Source organism: Alteromonas sp. 38 (assembly GCF_902506055.1).
Classification (GTDB): domain Bacteria; phylum Pseudomonadota; class Gammaproteobacteria; order Enterobacterales; family Alteromonadaceae; genus Alteromonas; species Alteromonas lipotrueae.
In genome coordinates, this window is record NZ_LR733300.1 from 3,684,536 (window position 1) to 3,704,126 (window position 19,591).

Below are 19,591 nucleotides of genomic sequence, written 5' to 3' on the forward strand. Positions count from 1 at the left end.
AGTATCAGTTCTAATACCTTGGATGCAGCGGTACTTCACCTTGTAACAACGTTGCCGCTACATCCAAGACTTTCGTTTCGATTCAACTTCAAATAGCACGTTATTAGCTAACTCATTCGCAAAACCTTCAGGTAAAAACGGCACTGAAATAGCCCCAGATGCTAATACAAACTGCACCGTGGCAAGCTTTCGCCTTTTCATGAACACACTTTGCTTTACCACTACCTGCTGAACTTTGTAGGGTTCGAAGCATAAGTAATCCACACCTATGTGCCCTCGCCTTACATAAATGTATTTACCGTCGCTAACCACACCCCAACGCCACCATCTAAGCACAATAACACTTAGCAGTATTGCGCTAACAAAAGTGACCCCTGCGGTAATATCTAAATGTTCTATATAGATACCGAATCCAGCACCCACCACAAAAGGAATAGAAAGCCCTGCTATCACCCAGTGTAAAATGTAACGCTTGCTTATAGACTGGTAGTCGCTGCGGCGAATTTTACTCTGCGGCATGACTTCTTGGCTTAACTCATCCGCTTCGTCTTCAGTCACAGAAGGTACAATAAGTCGGTTTGGCGACATAAGCTCATTGGTCGAGTGCCCAATTGATGCGTTTTGCTCGAAGTACAGGTTCACGCGCTTAAGAATTCTGTCTAACCAATCTTGCTTCGCAGAGATAACTTGAATGCGGGATGCCCGCATACTCACTTCTTGTTTATTCAATAACCCACTTCTGCGGATATATCTGTCGTTGTGGCGCGACAATGTATAATCGTAAAAGGTAAACAGAGCCCCGCCAATACTAATCACTGCGACCAAGGCCATAGCCATCATTAGCATCACAAACGCGTACAAGCCAAACTGCCACCACGCTATGGTCTGCTCGCCAACAAGCTGATTTAGCTGCAAGCCCTTTTCAGCCAGCCACTCTGATAGGTAGCCAAACGCATTGTCATAAAAGGGGGCTGCAGCACCTAATAAAATCCATACTCGGTTGTTGGTAATTCCGTGGATCACGATATCGGTTATAGAGCGCCTATTCAGTATGGTTTCGCCATCCTCGTTGGTTTCTAAATAGCGCTTGCTTTGGTCACTGTTGACCGCAGTATTAGCAACAGCATTGCTATCATTTACATAAGAGCTTGCGTGGCGCTCAGTTTGTTGATGCCCAGTCTCTTGATGTTCTTCCTCGCTATGTCGAGCGTCTAGGGGGCGAGAGTCTTGATGCTCGGCTAGTACTTGCTTTCTTAAGGCATGAGCATAGGCCAAAGGAACGGCGACAATTTTAGCCTCTTCTCCTGCACTTCCAGCGGTATCAAGTATTACGAGTGCAAAGCCGAACGGTCGATAGTAGAAAGGTAATTCAATTTTAACATTCTGAATACGCCAAAATGGCAAGTTGGTGTAACTTCGAGAAAACACCCCACTGTGAATTTCAACATGCTGGTTGTTTACTCTAAAGCGGTACATGAAGAAGCTAACAACACCGCTTGAAAAGAAAATAATGAAGATCGCAGCAATGCCTAAAAGGGTATTGGGCGATTGAATGTTATCGGTAATATTGGCCGTTACTGCAATGGCCGGTACGGCGTAAATGGCGCCTTGTGCCATGTTTTTAATGCTGCGAAGGGTAAAATAAGCAATGGCAATGGGGGAAAGCCTACGCCAGCCTTCGCCGGTATCAACCTTAACGGCTTTCCCTTGTACGCTGCTTTCGGAGGGCTTCGCCGATTCTACTTCGGGGGAAGCCATTATTTTGCACTCACATCTTTATGATCAAGTATGAACTGCCTTAACCGCTCGGCCACCTCCACCTCTATACCTGGAATTTCAAACGTGTGGGTTGCACCACCAGCCGAAAAAACCTGCAAAGAAGCTAAACCCGCTAGGCGCGCAATCGGTCCACGTTTTAATTCAACATGTTGAACGCGAAGTATGGGCTGGCAAGATAACGACCTAAATACCAAGCCTGATTGCAAGCTTAAGTCTTGTTCACGCAGGGCATATTTAATAAGCGGATCGGCAAAAAAATGATAGGTCGTCCATAAACATCCCAGCACAAAAATGCCCACAACAATATAAGGAAAGGCGGCGACCAAGGGCTCTGGTAGCGCGAAAAATGACTGATACCGTAGCGCACTAGCCACCATGATAAGCACAAACGCTATGCCAAAAACCAGTGAGATATTAATCACGCGGTAACGCGGAGAAATAGCTTCTAAATTAAGTTGGTGAAGTTGAGGCTTGTCTGATGCAGACGTGTTTTCATTAGCTGTTATAGCGTTTAGCTGAGCGTTGCTAAACGTCTCGTTATCAGAACTCATTGTCATTACGTCTACCCCTTGTAAACTCGCGAAATCAACTTTCAAATAAAAACGGGGCCTAATCAGCCCCGTAATTTTATAAACGAATTAATCGTCTACTCTCTGCTGATTAAGCCAATCCTGCAAGGCTTTCATGTCGTGCTGTACCGCCATCTGCAATTCTTCAACCCAATCATGAACGTTTTGCCACCACGTTGGATGGTCGCCTTGTTGAATTTGATTTGCAATACGCTGAACACGAGCAAGCCCTACAGAGCCTGCCGCACCTTTAATTTTATGCGCTTGCGAGCAGACTTCAGATTTCTCATCAGCGCTTAGGCTCAACTGCAAAATTTCCATGTATTCAGGCATTTTCTCCTGGAACACTTTCACACTTGCTCGCACCATATCATCGCCTATTGTATCCACTAACATCTGGAGCAAGTCCATATCTAAAATGTTACTTAATATTTTGCTTGGCTCTGGTGGGCGCTCTACCTGACCTTCAACTTCTAATGGTGCAGGCGGCGCATGGAATAATTCGTTAAACACCTCAATCACGCGAGATTTCTTAATGGGCTTGGCAATAATATCGTCCATGCCATTTTGCAAATATTCTTCCCGCTTTTTAATCACGTTCGCAGTAAGTGCCACAATAGGCGTTTGCATTACTAAGTCTTCTTCATGCAGCGTACTGGCCACGTCGAAGCCCGTCATATCTGGCAGCTGAATATCTAACAGTATTAAGTCGTATTGATTCGCGCGGGCTTTATCAATCGCTTCTTGCCCCGTCATGGCCACATCCACCTTTTGCCCCATTTTTTCAAGCAGGGCTTTGGCAACCATCACGTTAAGTTCAATATCCTCAACCAGTAGAATGTTCAAGTCAGTAACCTGAAGCTGCGCCACTTGCATAGGCTTTTTCGATATCTCTACCGGTAGCTCTATTTCAAAGCGCGTGCCTTTACCTACTACACTGGTAACCTTGATATTGCCCTTCATTAAATCGACCATTTGCTTACAAATAGCCAAACCAATACCGGTACCTGTCGCCGATTGATGATCAGGGTGATCAACTTGATAGTACATGGCGAAGATTTTTTCTATCTCTTCTTCAGGTATGCCTACCCCAGTATCTTCAATCACAAAGGTGACGAACGCGAGGTCATTTTCAGGTTTAGTGGCTTCAATGGATAAGCTTACATGGCCTTTTTGGGTGAACTTCACTGCGTTAAACAGGATATTCCACAAAATTTGGCGCAAGCGCGTACCATCTACTTCAACTAATCTCGGAAGAGGCTCTTTAATCGTGGTCTTAAGCTCTAGCTGTTTATCACCCGCTAATAACCGAATAATACTGCTTAGCTCTTCGGTGAAGTCGCGAAGCGATACAGTCTTCAAGCTCAGTTCAACTTTGTCTCTATCCAACTTATCCAAATCGATAATATCGTTAAAAATATTGCCTAACGTAATAGCACTGGCATAAATAGTACTTACCCAGCTAAATTGCTCTTCGCTTAATTCGGTATCGCGCAGCATTCTACTTAAGCCAACAATACCGTTTAGCGGCGTGCGTAGTTCATGGCTAATCGTCGCAATAAAGCGCGTTTTATCGGTACTGGCTTTCGCCGCTGCATTTTCCGCTTGTTTACGTTCAGTCATGTCTCGACCAAATGATAGCAAGCCTAAACGGTTGCCTTCTTTATCGAAGAATGGAACTCGCTTCATTTCGAAGTAGCGACGGCGGCCATCGGCAAAGCGTAGCCATAACTCTTCAGTAATACTGGCGTTAGTTTCTAGTACTTCGTGATCACTGGCGACGATTTGGCGCGCCAAGTCTTCTTCATAAACATCAGTAGGGGTTAAGCCAAGCAGTTCCTGCTCTGTTTTACCCGTCATGAGTTCTGCTATACGGTTGCAGCCCGCAAAGCGCCCTTCTTCATTTCGGTAGTAAATAAGATCTGGCGAAGCATCGATAATCGAACGAAGTAAGGTAGATAAACGGCGGGCTTGCGCTTCTTGTTCAGATTTATCCTGAATTTCACGTTCTAAGTCTTTAAATAAGGCTTCACGCTCTTCTTGCGCTAATTTACGCTGCTCAATTTCGTGGTTTAATTGGCGGATATTCGTTTGCAGCTCACGGTTAAGAAAAACATCTTCTTCACGCAAGCGCTCTAGTTGACTTACCACTTCTTTAAGATTGGTACGTGAGTTTTCTAACTGCTTTATAAGCTCGCTAAAAAAGTACAGCACCCAAGGTGCCGAAAGCATGGTGAGTATAACCGCGCTGATAAAGTCATCGGGTTGTACTGCACTGCCCATGCTTACGCGAATTACGTAAGAGCCGCCAAGCGTAAATACCAGCGATAATACAACGAACAGAATACTTAACTTAAGCGTACCGAAGCGCTGCACAAATTGTGCAAAGCGAATAGCCCAAGAGTCATTTGGAGAATCTGAATGCATGAACGACTTATTTTTAGGATTATTTTCGACATATCCTATCAGGGTTTATGCATTACGGAAATGCTCACTGAGTTCGCAGGTATTGAAGGGTGGCTGTGCGTTTAAGTGGACCGACTTATGGCGGTGCATTTTTTGTACAACGCAGTGCAATTCTGATATTGTGTAAGAAAGGCTTTACAACTACATAAAAATACAGCAAACAGGCCCTTGACTAGATATTAAACACCTCAACATGAATTTTTATTCATTTTTGGCAATTTGAAGATACTTGCTATAATTTCAATGCCTACCAATAAGACGATATATCGGGTTATAACATTTTTATTACAAACATGAATTTATAAGTTTAACACTATGAAAATAGTGAATATTTTAAACTATATGCTAAATCTTTGTTATACCCCCTGCTTTAGCGTTTGATTTTACATATCAATATAGGTATTTTGTACGCCCCGCAAAGCAATAATGCATAAAAATGCGGAACACGACTGGAATCCTCTAATAATAAATAACGACAAGAAAAGGCGCATAGAGCGGTAATAGTGCCAGCTCGACAAAAGACGTCTGAACAATGTTGTGATACGCAATACCTAGGCGCATCTACACGCAACGCACACCTTGCCCCAGTCAAAGGTTGAAGGAGTTAAGAGATGAGTTTATACAACCCCAACGATTCCCGGGATAACTGTGGATTTGGCTTAATCGCCCATACCCACGGAGAAGCTAGCCATACGCTAGTAGAAACCGCTATTCACGGTTTAGACCGTATGCAGCATCGAGGCGGTATTGCCGCTGACGGGAAAACCGGAGACGGCTGTGGTTTACTACTGCAGAAACCGGATGCGTTCTTCCATACTATCGCCGCAGAAAATGGCTGGAAACTCAGCAAAAAATACGGCGTTGGCATGATCTTTCTAAGCCAGGACCAGGCCCTTGCGCAAACTGCGCGCGAGGTGTTGAATGAAGAACTTGAAAAAGAAACCCTTAGTGTTGTTGGCTGGCGCGAAGTGCCTGTCGATCGCTCTGTATTGGGTGAACTTGCTCTTACCGGCGTGCCACAAATAGAACAAGTATTTGTGAATGCACCAGCAGGTTGGCGCAAGCGCGATCTTGAACGCCGCCTTTATATGGTGCGTCGCCGCGCTGAAAAGCGCCTTGAAAGCGATCCTGATTTTTATGTTGCCTGCCTATCTGGCTTGGTAACCATTTACAAAGGCTTGGTAATGCCGAAAGACTTACCTGCCTTCTATTTAGATTTAGCCGACGAACGTCTGCAAAGTGCTATTTGTGTATTCCATCAGCGCTTTTCAACCAATACGTTACCACGCTGGCCACTCGCGCAACCGTTCCGTTTCTTGGCGCACAATGGTGAAATTAACACCATTAAAGGCAACCGAGATTGGGCAATGGCACGTGCCTCTAAATTTGCTACGCCGCTTATTCCTGATTTGAAAGAAGCAGCTCCTTTTGTTAATACCGAAGGTTCTGATTCATCGTCACTTGATAACATGCTTGAGCTATTCTTAGCCGGTGGGATGGATTTGTTCCGTGCCATGCGTTTATTAGTGCCACCTGCTTATCAAAATAACAAAACCATGGATGACGACCTACGTGCATTTTACGAGTTCAACTCGATGCATATGGAACCGTGGGATGGCCCTGCCGGTATCGTATTAACGAACGGCCGCCACGTGGCATGTAACCTAGACCGAAATGGTCTTCGCCCTGCCCGTTACGTTATCACCAAAAATGGCTTCATTACCCTTGCCTCAGAAGTGGGTATTTGGGATTACGAAGAAGCTGACGTTATTGAAAAAGGCCGCGTAGGCCCAGGTGAAATGCTAGCGGTTGATACCTACACAGGTAAAATCTGGCGTTCCACTGAAATTGATGAAGAGTTAAAAGCGCGTCACCCATATAAAGAGTGGCTCGATAAACATATTCGTCATTTAACGCCTATTGAAAAGCTAGATGCTTCACTGATTGGAAAACGCGTTTTTGATGACGACACCATTTCGGTATTCCATAAGCAGTTCAGCTATAGCTATGAAGAAATTCAGCAAGTTATTAAAGTACTTGCGAAAGACGGTCAAGAAGCCGTTGGCTCTATGGGTGATGATACGCCAATGGCGGTTATGTCTTCACGCCAGCGTACCGTTTACGATTACTTCCGTCAGCAGTTTGCACAGGTAACTAACCCGCCTATCGATCCATTACGTGAAAACCACGTAATGTCGCTAGCCACCTGTATTGGCCGCGAGCAAAACGTATTCAGCGAAACCTCAGGTTATGCAGACCGCGTATTGTTTAACTCGCCAATACTGATGTATACCGACTTAAAACAGCTACGTGAATTTAACCCTGATAATTACTATTCAGAAGTGGTTGAACTTCAGTACCAACCGCAAGAAGGTTTGAAAAAAGCCATCGAGCGTATTTGTAACGAAGTAGAGCACTTAGTTAAACAAAAGCGTGCGGCGTTCGTGATTTTATCCGATCGCAATATCAGACAAAACCGCTTACCTATTCCAGCTGCTATGGCCGTTGGTGCAGTACAGCGCCGTTTAGTTGATAAATCACTACGATGCGACGCGAACGTAGTCATTGAAACCGCCAGTGCCCGTGACCCACATCACTTTGCCGTACTCATTGGTTTAGGTGCTACAGCGGTGTATCCGTTCTTAGCCTACGAAACCATTGAACAGCTTTGTGAGAAAGGCGAACTCGACATTTCACCTATGCAAGCCACGTTGAACTACCGTAAAGGTATCAATAAAGGTTTGTACAAAATAATGTCGAAAATGGGTATCAGTACCGTGGCAAGTTACCGTAGTTCGAAATTATTCGAAGCTATCGGTATTAACGATGCGGTAATGGAACTGTGTTTCAGAGGTGTTACCTCGCGCCTTCAAGGTGCTGATTTCGACGATTTCCAACAAGATACGGTTAATCTAAACCGCGTGGCTTGGTTAAAACGTAAGCCTGTTGATCACGGTGGTTTGCTTAAGTATGTACACGGCGGCGAATACCATGCGTATAACCCAGATGTAGTCAGCACACTGCAAAAAGCAGTAATGAGCGGCGAATACAGCGATTACCAGCAGTATGCGAAACTGGTCAACGAGCGCTCTCCTGCGCACATTCGTGACCTGCTAGCGCTCGACCCACAAAGCGAGCCGGTTGATATTAGCGAAGTTGAAGACGCACAGAACTTATTCCCGCGTTTTGATACAGCCGCTATGTCAATTGGGGCATTAAGCCCTGAAGCACACGAAGCGTTAGCGATTGCCATGAACCGTTTAGGCGGACAGTCTAACTCCGGTGAAGGTGGTGAACATCCATCGCGCTTTGGTACTGAAAAGAACTCGAAAATTAAGCAGGTTGCTTCTGGTCGCTTTGGGGTAACACCGCATTACTTAGTAAATGCGAATGTTATTCAAATTAAAGTGGCACAGGGCGCGAAGCCTGGTGAAGGTGGTCAGTTACCTGGCGACAAAGTGAATAAGTATATTGCACAGTTACGTTTCTCAGTGCCTGGTGTAACCCTTATTTCGCCTCCACCGCACCACGATATATATTCAATTGAAGATTTAGCCCAGCTTATTTTCGATTTGAAACAGGTGAACCCAACTGCACTTATTTCAGTGAAGTTAGTGTCTGAACCTGGTGTAGGAACTATTGCTACCGGTGTAGCAAAAGCCTATGCAGATCTTATTACGGTGTCAGGTTACGATGGCGGTACAGGTGCAAGCCCACTTACGTCGGTTAAATATGCTGGAAGCCCGTTCGAATTAGGTTTGTCTGAAACACAGCAAGCGCTCATTGAAAACGGCCTTCGCCATAAAGTACGCGTTCAAACTGACGGCGGCCTTAAAACAGGTTTAGACGTAGTGAAAGCGGGTATTTTAGGTGCTGAAAGCTTCGGTTTTGGTACTGGGCCTATGGTGGCGTTAGGGTGTAAGTACTTACGTATTTGTCACTTGAACAACTGTGCAACCGGTGTAGCAACACAAGATCAAAAGCTTCGTGACGACCACTTCATTGGTTTGCCAGACATGGTTATGAACTACTTTAAGTTTATTGCCCAAGAAGTACGTGAAATTATGGCTGCCCTTGGCGTGACCAAGTTTGACGACCTTGTTGGCCGTACTGAGCTATTAAAAGTGATTGACGGTGTGACTGCGAAGCAAAACCGCCTTGATTTAACGCCATTGTTGGTAAGACCGAAAGCAGGTGAACATACCCGTTTATTCTGTTCACAAACCACCAATGAACCCGTTGATAAAGGTGTGCTAAACGCACAAATGCTTAAAGACGCGCAACAAGCGGTTGTTGACGGCGAGTCTCTTGAATTGAAATACCCTGTTCGCAACACCGACCGTTCGGTAGGTGCTTTGTTATCGGGTGAAATTGCTAAGCACCATGGTAACCACGACTTTGAAGATACGCCTATTAAAGTGAATCTTACCGGTACTGCTGGTCAAAGTTTTGGTGTGTGGAATGCTGGCGGCTTGCACATGCACCTTGAAGGTGACGCAAACGATTACGTAGGTAAAGGAATGACTGGCGGTAAGCTTGTTATTCATCCACCAAGAAACATGACTTACAATGCGCATGAAAGTGCCATTATGGGTAATACCTGCTTATACGGTGCAACTGGCGGTAAATTATTTGCTGCAGGCCGTGCAGGTGAGCGTTTTGGTGTACGTAACTCAGGTGCTATTGCGGTAGTTGAAGGTATTGGTGACAACGGTTGTGAATACATGACCGGTGGTATTGTTGCAGTACTTGGCCCTGTAGGCGTGAACTTCGGTGCCGGTATGACAGGTGGATTTGCGTACCTTATGGACGACAACGACGACCTAGATAACCGTGTAAACCAAGACCTTATTGAGATTATGCCTGTTGACGGTAAAGCGATTTTAGTAGAGCACTTACGTGGTCTTATTAATCAGCATTACGAAGAAACTGGCAGCGACCATTCGTTAGGCTTGCTGACCGATTTCGCGGCAACGCTGAAACGCTTCAAGCTTATTAAGCCGAAGACCAGTGATGTGAAAAACCTATTAGGTCACATCAGTCGTTCAAGCGCAGAATTGCGCATTCAGGCTCAGTAGGAGGAGAAAAGTTTATGGCAAAGAACGTATACCAGTTTGTCGATGTTGAACGTATCGATCCGCCGAAAAAGCCGATCATGGTGCGTAAACACGAGTTCGCTGAAATTTATCAGCCGTTAAGTCAGTCACAAACCGAAGGCCAAGCAGATCGCTGCTTGGACTGCGGTAACCCGTATTGCGAATGGAAGTGCCCAGTACACAACTACATTCCTCAATGGTTAGACCTTGCCAATGAAGGTCGTATTATTGAGGCGGCTGAGTTGTCGCACAAAACCAATAGTTTGCCAGAAGTATGTGGCCGCGTTTGTCCTCAGGACAGACTCTGCGAAGGTGCATGTACCCTAAATGACGACTTCGGCGCGGTAACCATTGGTAGTATTGAAAAATACATTACCGATACCGCGTTTAAAATGGGCTGGCGCCCAGATATGTCTGACGTAGTGTGGACAGACAAGAAAGTCGCTATTGTAGGTGCGGGCCCAGCTGGATTAGCCTGTGCTGATATTCTTGTTCGTAACGGCGTAAAGCCCGTGGTATTCGACAAGTACGAAGAAATTGGTGGCTTGCTAACCTTCGGTATTCCATCGTTTAAGCTTGAAAAAGATGTGATTAAGCTTCGCCGCGAAATCTTTACCGACATGGGTGTTGAGTTTGTACTTAACACTGAAATTGGTAAAGACATTGAAATGCAAAAACTGTTAGATGATTACGACGCTGTGTTCTTAGGCATGGGTACGTATAAATCGATGCAAGGCGGCTTTGAAAATGAACATGTACACGGTGTTCACGATGCTCTGCCCTTCCTTATTTCAAATACAAATCGCGTGATGGGCCTTGAAAAAGACGAAGCCGACTTTGTTGATATGAAAGGTAAGCGCGTAGTAGTACTTGGTGGTGGTGATACCACCATGGACTGTGTACGTACGTCTATTCGTCAAGAAGCCGACCGGGTAGTGTGTGCATATCGACGTGACGAAGAAAGCATGCCTGGCTCTCGCCGTGAAGTGGTTAACGCCAAAGAAGAAGGGGTTGAATTTATGTTCAACATTCAACCTTTAGATATTGCTGTTGATAGCGAAGGCAAAGCTTGCGGTGTTAAATTCGTAAAAACCGAGATGGGTCCACCGGATATCAACGGGCGTCGTCGCCCAGTTGAAATTGAAGGCTCTGAGCATGTGGTTGAAGCTGATGCGATCATTATCGCGTTTGGTTTCCAACCTAGCCCTGCCCCTTGGTTTGCTGAGTTCGGCATTATGCTAGATGAAAAAGGCCGCGTACGCGCTCCTGCTGCTGGTAAGTTTGCTTTCCAAACATCGCACCCTAAAATCTTTGCGGGCGGTGATATGGTACGTGGTAGTGACCTTGTGGTTACCGCTATCGACGAAGGCAGAAAAGCCGCTGACGGTATCATGGATTACATCGGCGTTTAATATTAGCGTTTAATATCCACGTGTAAAACAGCACGTTAACCGTACCTCGTTGTATGTAATCTATTTAAAAGCTCGCTTAGGCGAGCTTTTTTGTGGCCAGTATATCTAAAGCTGTAAAGAAATCCGCTCAGGGCACCTTCACCTACAACAAACTTTGTAACAACCTACCGCTAGCTTTCTACAAGCACTAATGTATAGTATATTTAACATTGAGTTAAATTTAGCGTACACAAAGTAAAATTTAACCACCATTACTAGGGCATGGAGAAAGATAATGATTTCGTTCAGAGAGAAGAGTTTGTGGGTGTCTTTGTTAGTATCTGCGGTGATCGCCTCTATTTATGGAGATAGCGTATATACACTTATGTTTTTGCAACCAAATACTAGCCTAGATACCACCACCGCCCTCATCATGCGAATTACTATTGCCTTCATTATCTTAGAGGTAGCGTTACATATTGCGTTAGCCATGAGCCAGCAAGAAGATGCCAATACACCTGAAGATGAACGAGAGCGTTATCATCGACTTACCGCGAATAATGCGGGTTATTGGGTACTGTCAGTAGGTATTGTGAGCTGCGTGATACAACAAATGATCAACAGTAACATCGATTTTGACGCGCAAAATAGCTACACCAATTATGCTCTTGCACCTATTGAGCTGAAGTTAGTACTGATTTTTTGGTTATCGGAAGTCACCCGGTTTGGTACTGAGCTTTACTATTACCGGAAAGAAAGTTAATGACTGATAATTACATCATTACCAATAACATAAGAACTTTGCGCTTTCTTTCAGACGAAATGACACAGCAGGAACTTGCGTCGAAAGTGGGTGTTACACGCCAAACCGTTATGGCGATCGAGAAAGGAAAATACTCTCCATCACTTGAAGTGGCGTTCAAAATTGCTTTGGTCTTTGATAAGCCGTTTAATGAGGTGTTTCAGTATTCGACAGAGAATACATAGTGGCATTGATAACTCAGTTCACAATAGTTTTCACCCTATACCCATCATGCTATGAACATACCTTGTGCAACTATTTATCTATTGCTCTTATATAGTTAGCCCACTATTATCGATATAAAGAGTGAATACTGGTTAACAAGAATAATGACAAGCGGTTTACGTAAAAGCATCAATATAATTTTACTTGGCGGGCTAGCAATGGCGAACCACGCGTTAGCCGATACTGTGACCGCAAACAGTTCATTAAATGTACCTGTTACCCAGTCTTGCCCTACGTCCTTTTTTGACGTCTCGCTAATGACCAATGCACGTCAGTGTCAGCAATTCGACGAGGGCATGCCAGCTAGCTTGGTCTATTTTACTAAGTATGCACCTGAAGAGGTTATCGCCTTCTATCAAAATGCCTATCCGCATTTTGTCAGAAAACCTGCGGTTAACCAACGCACTATGCTTGCAGCAACAGATGATTCGGTTCGTATTGTGGTGTCACCGGATAATATGGGCACGCAAGTAGATGTACTTATCATTAGTAAGCCATAACCTGCCTTAAGGTTTATTTCCGCCTAGCTCCTCTCCTTGTTCAATGTGGCACTGCCTTTGCAAATTCCGTAAAGAACCACAGTGGTGTCAAAAAAAGCGTCATTTTTATGACGCGCATTACACGTTGATATGCGAGGAATATGATGGAACTGGCAATTATTTTAATGATGTTACTTATTGTGGTGGCATTAGGCGCCATAAAATTATCAGATGGTGGCGTAGCGTTTCCTTTTCGCCGAAAGCCACAGCTTTTCACTCCTGTAGAACACTCATTTTTAAACCTTATTGAACAAGCCATGGGGCGAGAGTTTCGTATCATTTGCCGTGTACGCTTGAGTGACATAGTGTCAGTAAGGCAATCGGCCAACAAGAAAACGGCCAGCCAAGCTATTTCTAGAGCCTCATCGCGACAACTTGATTTTATCTTGGTGGATAAGCAGGACATGAGCCCGATATTAGCTATCGACCTTGTGCATAACCAAGGGAAAGAGGGCTACAAAACTCAGCGCGATTGGTTTGTGTCAGGTGCATTAGATGCGGCAGGTGTTCCTCATGCTCGAATTAAGGTGAAGTCGGGCTATACCGTCGACGACATTCGTGAATGCCTTGAAAACAAGCTTATTCCTTATAGAAGAATTCAGCAAAAAATGTCACAGCTTCCTACGCACAACCCTGAACCGACTAAGCGCCCGACTCGTCCAGTAAGATCGAGCCGCGTGGCAGCTGCGTAAAACTTACTATTTTCCCCTAGCCTTTGTTGCGCTCCATTATTGCTGTAATAGCAGGTGACAAAGGCTTTTTCCTGTCAGTTTTCCTCATTTCCTTATACAATTCATTACCATATCTGTAGCAAGTTTTGCTTCCCCCAACATCTGAATAAATCGGTATATACATGAAAGAGACTGGCATAAAAAAAATTGGCATTCTAGGCGCAATGGATGAAGAAGTTGCGTTACTTAAAGCTTCACTTTCAAACCTTAAAGAAACCACATGGAAGCACTTAACCTTTTATGAGGGCCACCTTAATGATGTTGAGGTTGTGCTGGTAAAGTGTGGTATCGGAAAAGTTGCAGCGGCTCTTGCCACTACGGTACTCATTGAACAGTACGCGCCTGACGCTGTGGTAAACACAGGTTCAGCAGGCGGGTTCGATAAAAGCTTAAACATTGGTGACTTAGTGATTGCCACCCACGTTATCCATCACGACGTGGATCTAACCCATTTCGGCTACACGCTAGGCCAGTGTGCTGGCATGCCTGAAGACTACCGTTGTGACAATACGCTCATTGAAGCCGCAAAAACAGCAACGAGCGAGTTAGAAAATATCCAATCTACCAGTGGCCTTATTTGTACTGGCGATTCGTTTATCGGTACCGACGAAGCAGTTGAAGCGCTACGTGAAAATTTCCCCGAAATGAAAGCCGTCGAGATGGAAGGTGCCGCTATAGCGCAAACCTGTCATATGCTTGACGTTCCGTTTCTAGTCATACGTTCGCTGTCTGATATCGCGGGTAAGACATCAACTGTCAGTTTTAAAGAATATTTGGATACTGCAGCAAAACATTCAGCGCAACTTGTTATGGCTATGATTAAAGCGTTGGCGTAGCAGTAAATGGAAGCATTGCTGACCCAATCAGCATATCAGTCGGTGCTGGTATTATGGTTGGCCGTTGTTTTAGATGCCCTTTGGCGGTGGCCGCTTAGCAGCCACCCGCTTACCCTCATGCGTTATTTGGTTAGGCAGATGGGGTTTAAAGTTCTTCCCTCTTTACGCTACTCTCGATCGCAGCATTATATCTCCGGCTCATTAGCGGCCATTGTATTATTGGCCCCTTTAATCATTTGCCTTGCCATACTCATATACATGGCCCAATACCCTGTTTTTTTCGAAGCCGTGATCATGGTTGCCTTGCTCGACTTTGCCTATCAGCGCCATCAATTCAGTAAGATTTTAAAAACGGTAGGAAAAAATAAAAAAGTACTCACCAGGGAAACCGTAGACACTATAGTTGCCCGCGAATGCACCCAATTAACCGATGTTGGTATTGCGAAAGCGGCCATTGAATCGCTATGGCTTAAGTTTTTATATCTTTATTGCGGCGTTATTTTTTACTTTATGCTGGCAGGGCCTATTGGTGCGTTAACCTACCGTTTGTTATTACTCACCTCGTGGCAATGGCACTATCGAAATCCTAAAATGGTGCATTTTGCGAAACCTGTGCGAAAGCTTGTTTCGTTATTAGTGGTTCCCCCTGCGTTACTCGGTTGTGTTGCTGTGCTTCTTTTCACTCACCCCATAAAAGGCATTCGAGCAGTAACACGAAGTAAAGCTCGAGACAAAACCTCCTTGTTACTTGCGCTATTTGGGGGAATACAAAACATTCAATTGGGCGGCCCTGCAATTTATCATGGACGAAAATACCGCTATCCTCGCTTGGGTGGTGCCGAACAAGTGAAGTATTCAGATATGATACGCAGTAAGCGCACTATAGTCGGCGCCATGGCCGTGGTCACCGCCATCGCTAGCGTCTGTTTATTATTAGTCGCGGCACAAACACAAACTCTAAGCGAGGTCTTCTAACGTGAAAAGCGTATTTCACATGCTGCGCAAACACGCTGCATTTATAATAAGCATTTTGCCATTTAACAAATTGAGTAAGGGCAGTATGGTGAAGCGTTCGTTGATAATCGCTATATTACTCACACTAGTGCCTCTTTCCACTTCAGCTGGAGAGCAAATTTACGAGCAAACTCAGCATGAACATATTCAGGATACAGAAGCCAGCAAATCAGCCCCGCGGATTATCACTCTCGCACCTCATTTAACCGAGTGGGTTTATAGCCTTGGTTTAGAAGCACACTTAATTGGCGTTAGCGACTACAGTAACTTTCCTGATGAAGCACAGCTATTGCCAAAAGTAGCCGACTATCAAGGTGCCGATTTATCCCAGATAATGGCGCTGCAGCCTACCTTAATCCTAGCCTGGGAAGGAGGCAACAAACCGCAAGATTTACACCGTTTAGAAAGCTTAGGTTATAAGGTGTTTCGAGCCAAAATCACTGAAATTGAAGACATTGCCACTGAATTGATGCGTTTAGCCAAAGTGACTAACACAGAAGAAAAGGCCAACGCGCTCACCAGTGAGTTTTTGCGCCATTTAGCAGCATTAAGAGCCAAGTATGCCACGCCATCGAATAAAGAGGTGTTTTATTACTCTTGGACATCGCCGCTAATGACCATAGGTGACAATGCCTGGCCGAACAAGCTACTTAACGTATGTGGTGCGCAAACCCTATTTGCCGACAGCCCGGTCGATTACCCGCAAGTTTCGGTACAAGAAGTATTATCTAGGCAGCCTTTTACTTTGGTGGCCGCTAGCAATCAGCCAGCGTCCGATCTTGAGCAATTTTGGCTTGCCCACCGCCGTTTTTTGTCAGCCCCCTTGATTGCGGTTAATCCAGACATTACCAGCAGGTTCTCACTGCGGTTAATTAATGAACTAAAAACACTGTGTAAGGGTATCAACTAGCAATTCCACAAGGTATAATAACCTTGTTTTATTTCTGAAGGTTATTCATGCGAATCGTTTTAGTCTTGTTTCTCGTCGTTGTTGCAGTCACGTTATTTGTGTCAATGCAATGCACAGCGAAAGCAACCTCTCAAGTATCGGTTGCGGCTTCCCCGTACCTTATTGAGCGGGTTAAAAACAATGACTGGATGCTTATCGACGTGCGTTCTCCAAGCGACTTTGCTGATGGACACATTCCAGGCGCCATCAATATGCCTCATGAAAATATTAACGATTATCTTACCGAGCTAGAAGGCCATAAAGACAAGCCTATTATTATTTATTGTCAATCTGGTACTCAGGCTAAACTTGCTATGAAGTTTCTAAAAGACTTAGACTTTTCTGAAGTCATGCATTTAGAAGGTGACATGCTAGGCTGGAATGCCTCTCAAATGCCAATCGACAGAATGTAACTTTCCGTAATTATAGCCTCTGCAAATATAGCTATTTGCAGCTGCGTTTCGCTTTTAACTGCCAGCCAAACTCTCCCCTACAGCACTCTCCACTATCACACGACAATAACCCTACGTTTTTGATACACTGACACGCATTCACTAAGGTGACAGACAATTCATGAAAATAGACCTCGCAACACCCGCTATGCTTTTTCCAGCAATTTCATTGCTGTTACTGGCTTATACAAACCGTTTTTTAACCCTTGCTACGCTTATTCGTAACTTTTCAAAAGAAGAGCGTGACGACAATACCCTGGCCCAAATCAAGAATTTGAGGCTTCGTATTCAGCTTATTAAGCGTATGCAAATTGCGGGAGTTGGCAGCTTCTTTTTGTGTGTCGTATCTATGCTGGCGATTTACCTTACTTATCAACAAGTGGGTAATTGGATATTTGCATTGAGCTTAGTGTCTCTTCTGTATTCACTTTGGATGTCGGTAAAAGAAATACTTATTTCCGTAGAAGCATTAGATTTTCACCTTGATGGTATGAAAGAGCAACATGACACTTCCAAATCTAAATAGCGTTACGTACCTACCTTTAGCACCCGAACATTTTGATGATGTTATACGCTTAGGCAATGAGGTTCAGGGTGAAAATTACCTGATGCCTGACACGTTAAAAGCCATGTATGACAAAAGCTGGCACAACAATATTAATGCTAGCTTAGTGAGCTATTGTGGGGACGACATTGTGGGCTTTCGTATTACCTACGCTCATTCACAGTGGCAGTGTGATAAATGGTGCAGCCCAGAACTATGGCCGATAGAAGCCGACAAAGTATGCTATTTCAAATGCAATACGGTATCGCCCGCTATGCAAGGGGCCGGTATTGGAAGTACCTTATTAGCCAAGTCGGTGAGCGCGGCCAAAGCGCAAGGCGCTGAAGCAGGACTTGCTCATATTTGGCTTTCAAGCCCGGGTAATAGTGCGTTTAAATACTTTACTAAAAACGGCGGCGAACTTATTAAGAAGCACCCGAACAAATGGCGCTATGAGTCTATACATGAAGGTTACGATTGCCCTGTGTGCCCTGAAACCTGCGAATGTGAAGGCGCAGAAATGATATTACGGTTTTCTTAAAGCCGAAATAAGTACACAATTTAATGATTATTGGGTAGCACTGTTTTCACGCTTAAAAGCCGCAAATTAATTAGCGACTGACGAAACAGAAAGTAATACAGATAGCATCCCAAGCAAAAAATACAGACATTAAAAAGCCCCGATAAATCGGGGCTTTTTTGTATTTTTTTAGCATCTAATAGCTAATGTCAAACTAAGCTAACGTAATTCTCGCGAATTTACGTTTACCCACTTGATAGACATTTTCGCCAGCTTCGGTAAGTACAAGACGAGTATCTTCTACTTTATCGCCATTAATTTTCACAGCGCCTTGCTTAATCATACGCATAGCGTCAGACGTTGAACCCACTAACTTGGTTTCTTTTAATAAGTTACCAATAGCAATGCCGTCATCGCCAAGTGCAATTTCAAACTCTGGCATTTCATCAGGAATCGCATTTTTCTGGAAGCGCTGAATGAAGTCTTGATGTGCACCTTCTGCTGCGGCATCGTCGTGGAAACGAGCGATGATTTCTTTTGCTAGCAATATTTTAATATCACGCGGGTTTTCACCGTTTTCAACGCGTTGCTTAAGTTCAGCAATTTCTTCAAGCGGGCGGAAGCTTAGTAGGTCGTAATAACGCCACATCAAGTCATCTGAAATCGACATCACTTTACCAAACATCTCGTTTGGTGCATCAGTAATACCGATATAGTTGTTTAATGACTTAGACATTTTTTGAACGCCATCTAAGCCTTCAAGCAACGGCACCATCACAATAGACTGTGGCTTAATACCTTGCTCTTTTTGAAGCTCGCGGCCCATTAGCAAGTTAAAGCGTTGGTCGGTACCACCTAACTCAACATCAGATTTAAGCGCAACTGAATCCCACCCTTGTACTAACGGGTACAAAAATTCGTGTATCGCAATAGGCTGACCATTGTTGTAACGCTTTTTAAAGTCATCACGCTCAAGCATACGTGCAACGGTTTGGCTGGCGGCTAGTTTAATCATGCCTGCAGCGCCTAACTGATCCATCCACTCTGAGTTAAAGCGAATTTGAGTCAGTTCAGGATCAAGAATTTTGAACACTTGTTCTTGATACGTTTGCGCATTTTCTAATACCTGTTCTTTACTTAAGGGCTTGCGTGTCACATTTTTCCCTGTAGGATCGCCAATCAGGCCAGTAAAATCCCCAATAAGAAAAACAACGGTATGGCCTAACTGCTGAAAGGTTCGCAGTTTATTGATCAAAACAGTGTGACCAAGATGAAGATCAGGCGCAGTAGGATCAAAACCCGCTTTTATGGTTAGGGTTTTGCCGGATTTTAATTTCTCAATTAAATCCTCTTCGGGGAGTATTTCATCCGTTCCCCGTTTAATTTCAGCTAGCGCTGTTTGCCAGTCTTTCATCGGTTATTTCACACTCTTGATGTTGTAGAATCTATTTTGAGCGGCATTTTACGCGGACATTGGAACCATTAAAAGGCTTCTGCGTCAAAAAGCGGATGACTTGTCGTCACGTTCGTTATTGAACGCAATGGTTGAGGGCTGAAAGTAGCCTCAGTGATGAGTGATAACTCGCTTGTGTCTGTGGGGAAGAAGCTGTAACAAACCCTCCACCGCATGGATGCGGTGGCGGAGCTCCCATGGATGGGTTTACAGCGTGTTTGTGGA

At 44.5% G+C, this 19,591-nt stretch carries 16 protein-coding genes; 12 read left to right on the forward strand and 4 right to left on the reverse strand.

Going from position 1 to position 19,591, the window contains the following annotated elements; genetic code table 11:
* Positions 1–57: 57 nt before the first annotated feature.
* The 3 genes from FLAVO9R_RS15975 to arcB form a co-directional block, all read right to left on the reverse strand.
* On the reverse strand, positions 58–1,758 hold the full coding sequence (locus FLAVO9R_RS15975; protein ID WP_159532911.1) for a PH domain-containing protein: 1,701 nt from the start codon (positions 1,756–1,758) through the stop codon (positions 58–60).
* On the reverse strand, positions 1,758–2,336 hold the full coding sequence (locus FLAVO9R_RS15980; RefSeq protein WP_159532913.1) for a PH domain-containing protein: 579 nt from the start codon (positions 2,334–2,336) through the stop codon (positions 1,758–1,760). Before FLAVO9R_RS15980 ends, FLAVO9R_RS15975 begins: the two co-directional genes overlap by 1 nt.
* Positions 2,337–2,417: 81 nt before the next feature.
* A complete protein-coding gene (gene arcB, locus FLAVO9R_RS15985; protein WP_159532915.1) occupies positions 2,418–4,775 on the reverse strand; it encodes an aerobic respiration two-component sensor histidine kinase ArcB in 2,358 nt (785 codons plus the stop codon).
* A 650-nt stretch (positions 4,776–5,425) separates the two neighbouring features.
* On the opposite strand from arcB, the gene gltB reads away from it, so the two are divergent.
* From gltB to FLAVO9R_RS16045, 12 genes are all read left to right on the forward strand, one after another.
* The gene (gene gltB, locus FLAVO9R_RS15990; RefSeq protein WP_159532916.1) at positions 5,426–9,892 is read left to right on the forward strand and encodes a glutamate synthase large subunit; all 4,467 of its coding nucleotides are present in this window, start codon (positions 5,426–5,428) and stop codon (positions 9,890–9,892) included.
* Between the two features lie 14 nt (positions 9,893–9,906).
* Positions 9,907–11,322 carry an FAD-dependent oxidoreductase gene (locus FLAVO9R_RS15995; protein ID WP_159532918.1) on the forward strand — a complete coding sequence of 472 codons (1,416 nt, stop codon included), beginning with the start codon at positions 9,907–9,909 and terminating at the stop codon, positions 11,320–11,322.
* A gap of 274 nt (positions 11,323–11,596) precedes the next feature.
* Positions 11,597–12,064: a hypothetical protein gene (locus tag FLAVO9R_RS16000; RefSeq protein WP_159532920.1), complete on the forward strand. Its 468-nt coding sequence runs from the start codon at positions 11,597–11,599 to the stop codon at positions 12,062–12,064.
* Positions 12,064–12,288, forward strand: a complete 225-nt coding sequence (locus FLAVO9R_RS16005) for a helix-turn-helix transcriptional regulator (RefSeq protein ID WP_159532922.1) — start codon at positions 12,064–12,066, stop codon at positions 12,286–12,288. The genes FLAVO9R_RS16000 and FLAVO9R_RS16005 overlap by 1 nt, the downstream gene beginning before the upstream one ends.
* 144 nt (positions 12,289–12,432) lie before the next feature.
* Positions 12,433–12,828: a hypothetical protein gene (locus FLAVO9R_RS16010; RefSeq protein ID WP_159532924.1), complete on the forward strand. Its 396-nt coding sequence runs from the start codon at positions 12,433–12,435 to the stop codon at positions 12,826–12,828.
* 143 nt (positions 12,829–12,971) lie between these two features.
* Positions 12,972–13,559 (forward strand): DUF2726 domain-containing protein, encoded by a 588-nt coding sequence (locus FLAVO9R_RS16015; protein WP_159534679.1) that lies wholly within the window; start codon positions 12,972–12,974, stop codon positions 13,557–13,559.
* A 161-nt stretch (positions 13,560–13,720) separates the two neighbouring features.
* Positions 13,721–14,434 (forward strand): 5'-methylthioadenosine/adenosylhomocysteine nucleosidase, encoded by a 714-nt coding sequence (locus FLAVO9R_RS16020; protein WP_220100003.1) that lies wholly within the window; start codon positions 13,721–13,723, stop codon positions 14,432–14,434.
* 6 nt (positions 14,435–14,440) lie between these two features.
* Positions 14,441–15,409, forward strand: a complete 969-nt coding sequence (locus FLAVO9R_RS16025) for a cobalamin biosynthesis protein CobD/CbiB (RefSeq protein ID WP_159532926.1) — start codon at positions 14,441–14,443, stop codon at positions 15,407–15,409.
* A gap of 85 nt (positions 15,410–15,494) precedes the next feature.
* Positions 15,495–16,358, forward strand: coding sequence for a helical backbone metal receptor (locus tag FLAVO9R_RS16030; RefSeq protein ID WP_246604310.1), 864 nt, complete (start codon positions 15,495–15,497; stop codon positions 16,356–16,358).
* 47 nt (positions 16,359–16,405) lie between these two features.
* Positions 16,406–16,810, forward strand: coding sequence for a rhodanese-like domain-containing protein (locus FLAVO9R_RS16035; protein WP_013782825.1), 405 nt, complete (start codon positions 16,406–16,408; stop codon positions 16,808–16,810).
* Positions 16,811–16,970: 160 nt separating this feature from the next.
* Positions 16,971–17,375 carry a DUF2721 domain-containing protein gene (locus tag FLAVO9R_RS16040; RefSeq protein ID WP_159532930.1) on the forward strand — a complete coding sequence of 135 codons (405 nt, stop codon included), beginning with the start codon at positions 16,971–16,973 and terminating at the stop codon, positions 17,373–17,375.
* Positions 17,353–17,934 carry a GNAT family N-acetyltransferase gene (locus tag FLAVO9R_RS16045; protein WP_159532932.1) on the forward strand — a complete coding sequence of 194 codons (582 nt, stop codon included), beginning with the start codon at positions 17,353–17,355 and terminating at the stop codon, positions 17,932–17,934. The genes FLAVO9R_RS16040 and FLAVO9R_RS16045 overlap by 23 nt, the downstream gene beginning before the upstream one ends.
* Positions 17,935–18,127: 193 nt before the next feature.
* Here the strand turns inward: FLAVO9R_RS16045 and tyrS are convergent, their stop codons facing one another.
* Positions 18,128–19,327: a tyrosine--tRNA ligase gene (tyrS, locus tag FLAVO9R_RS16050; protein ID WP_159532933.1), complete on the reverse strand. Its 1,200-nt coding sequence runs from the start codon at positions 19,325–19,327 to the stop codon at positions 18,128–18,130.
* Positions 19,328–19,591 lie beyond the last annotated feature (264 nt).

What these genes read in the sequence shown, in the direction of transcription:
- FLAVO9R_RS16000 (WP_159532920.1), top strand. Translation starts at nt 11,597, where the DNA reads ATGATTTCGTTCAGAGAGAAGAGTTTGTGGGTGTCTTTGTTAGTATCT.
- FLAVO9R_RS16020 (WP_220100003.1), top strand. Translation starts at nt 13,721, where the DNA reads ATGAAAGAGACTGGCATAAAAAAAATTGGCATTCTAGGCGCAATGGAT.
- gltB (WP_159532916.1), top strand. Translation starts at nt 5,426, where the DNA reads ATGAGTTTATACAACCCCAACGATTCCCGGGATAACTGTGGATTTGGC.
- FLAVO9R_RS15995 (WP_159532918.1), top strand. Translation starts at nt 9,907, where the DNA reads ATGGCAAAGAACGTATACCAGTTTGTCGATGTTGAACGTATCGATCCG.
- FLAVO9R_RS16010 (WP_159532924.1), top strand. Translation starts at nt 12,433, where the DNA reads ATGACAAGCGGTTTACGTAAAAGCATCAATATAATTTTACTTGGCGGG.
- FLAVO9R_RS16045 (WP_159532932.1), top strand. Translation starts at nt 17,353, where the DNA reads ATGACACTTCCAAATCTAAATAGCGTTACGTACCTACCTTTAGCACCC.
- tyrS (WP_159532933.1), bottom strand. Translation starts at nt 19,327, where the DNA reads ATGAAAGACTGGCAAACAGCGCTAGCTGAAATTAAACGGGGAACGGAT.
- FLAVO9R_RS16025 (WP_159532926.1), top strand. Translation starts at nt 14,441, where the DNA reads ATGGAAGCATTGCTGACCCAATCAGCATATCAGTCGGTGCTGGTATTA.
- FLAVO9R_RS15975 (WP_159532911.1), bottom strand. Translation starts at nt 1,758, where the DNA reads ATGGCTTCCCCCGAAGTAGAATCGGCGAAGCCCTCCGAAAGCAGCGTA.
- FLAVO9R_RS16015 (WP_159534679.1), top strand. Translation starts at nt 12,972, where the DNA reads ATGGAACTGGCAATTATTTTAATGATGTTACTTATTGTGGTGGCATTA.
- arcB (WP_159532915.1), bottom strand. Translation starts at nt 4,775, where the DNA reads ATGCATTCAGATTCTCCAAATGACTCTTGGGCTATTCGCTTTGCACAA.
- FLAVO9R_RS16030 (WP_246604310.1), top strand. Translation starts at nt 15,495, where the DNA reads ATGGTGAAGCGTTCGTTGATAATCGCTATATTACTCACACTAGTGCCT.
- FLAVO9R_RS15980 (WP_159532913.1), bottom strand. Translation starts at nt 2,336, where the DNA reads ATGACAATGAGTTCTGATAACGAGACGTTTAGCAACGCTCAGCTAAAC.
- FLAVO9R_RS16040 (WP_159532930.1), top strand. Translation starts at nt 16,971, where the DNA reads ATGAAAATAGACCTCGCAACACCCGCTATGCTTTTTCCAGCAATTTCA.
- FLAVO9R_RS16035 (WP_013782825.1), top strand. Translation starts at nt 16,406, where the DNA reads ATGCGAATCGTTTTAGTCTTGTTTCTCGTCGTTGTTGCAGTCACGTTA.
- FLAVO9R_RS16005 (WP_159532922.1), top strand. Translation starts at nt 12,064, where the DNA reads ATGACTGATAATTACATCATTACCAATAACATAAGAACTTTGCGCTTT.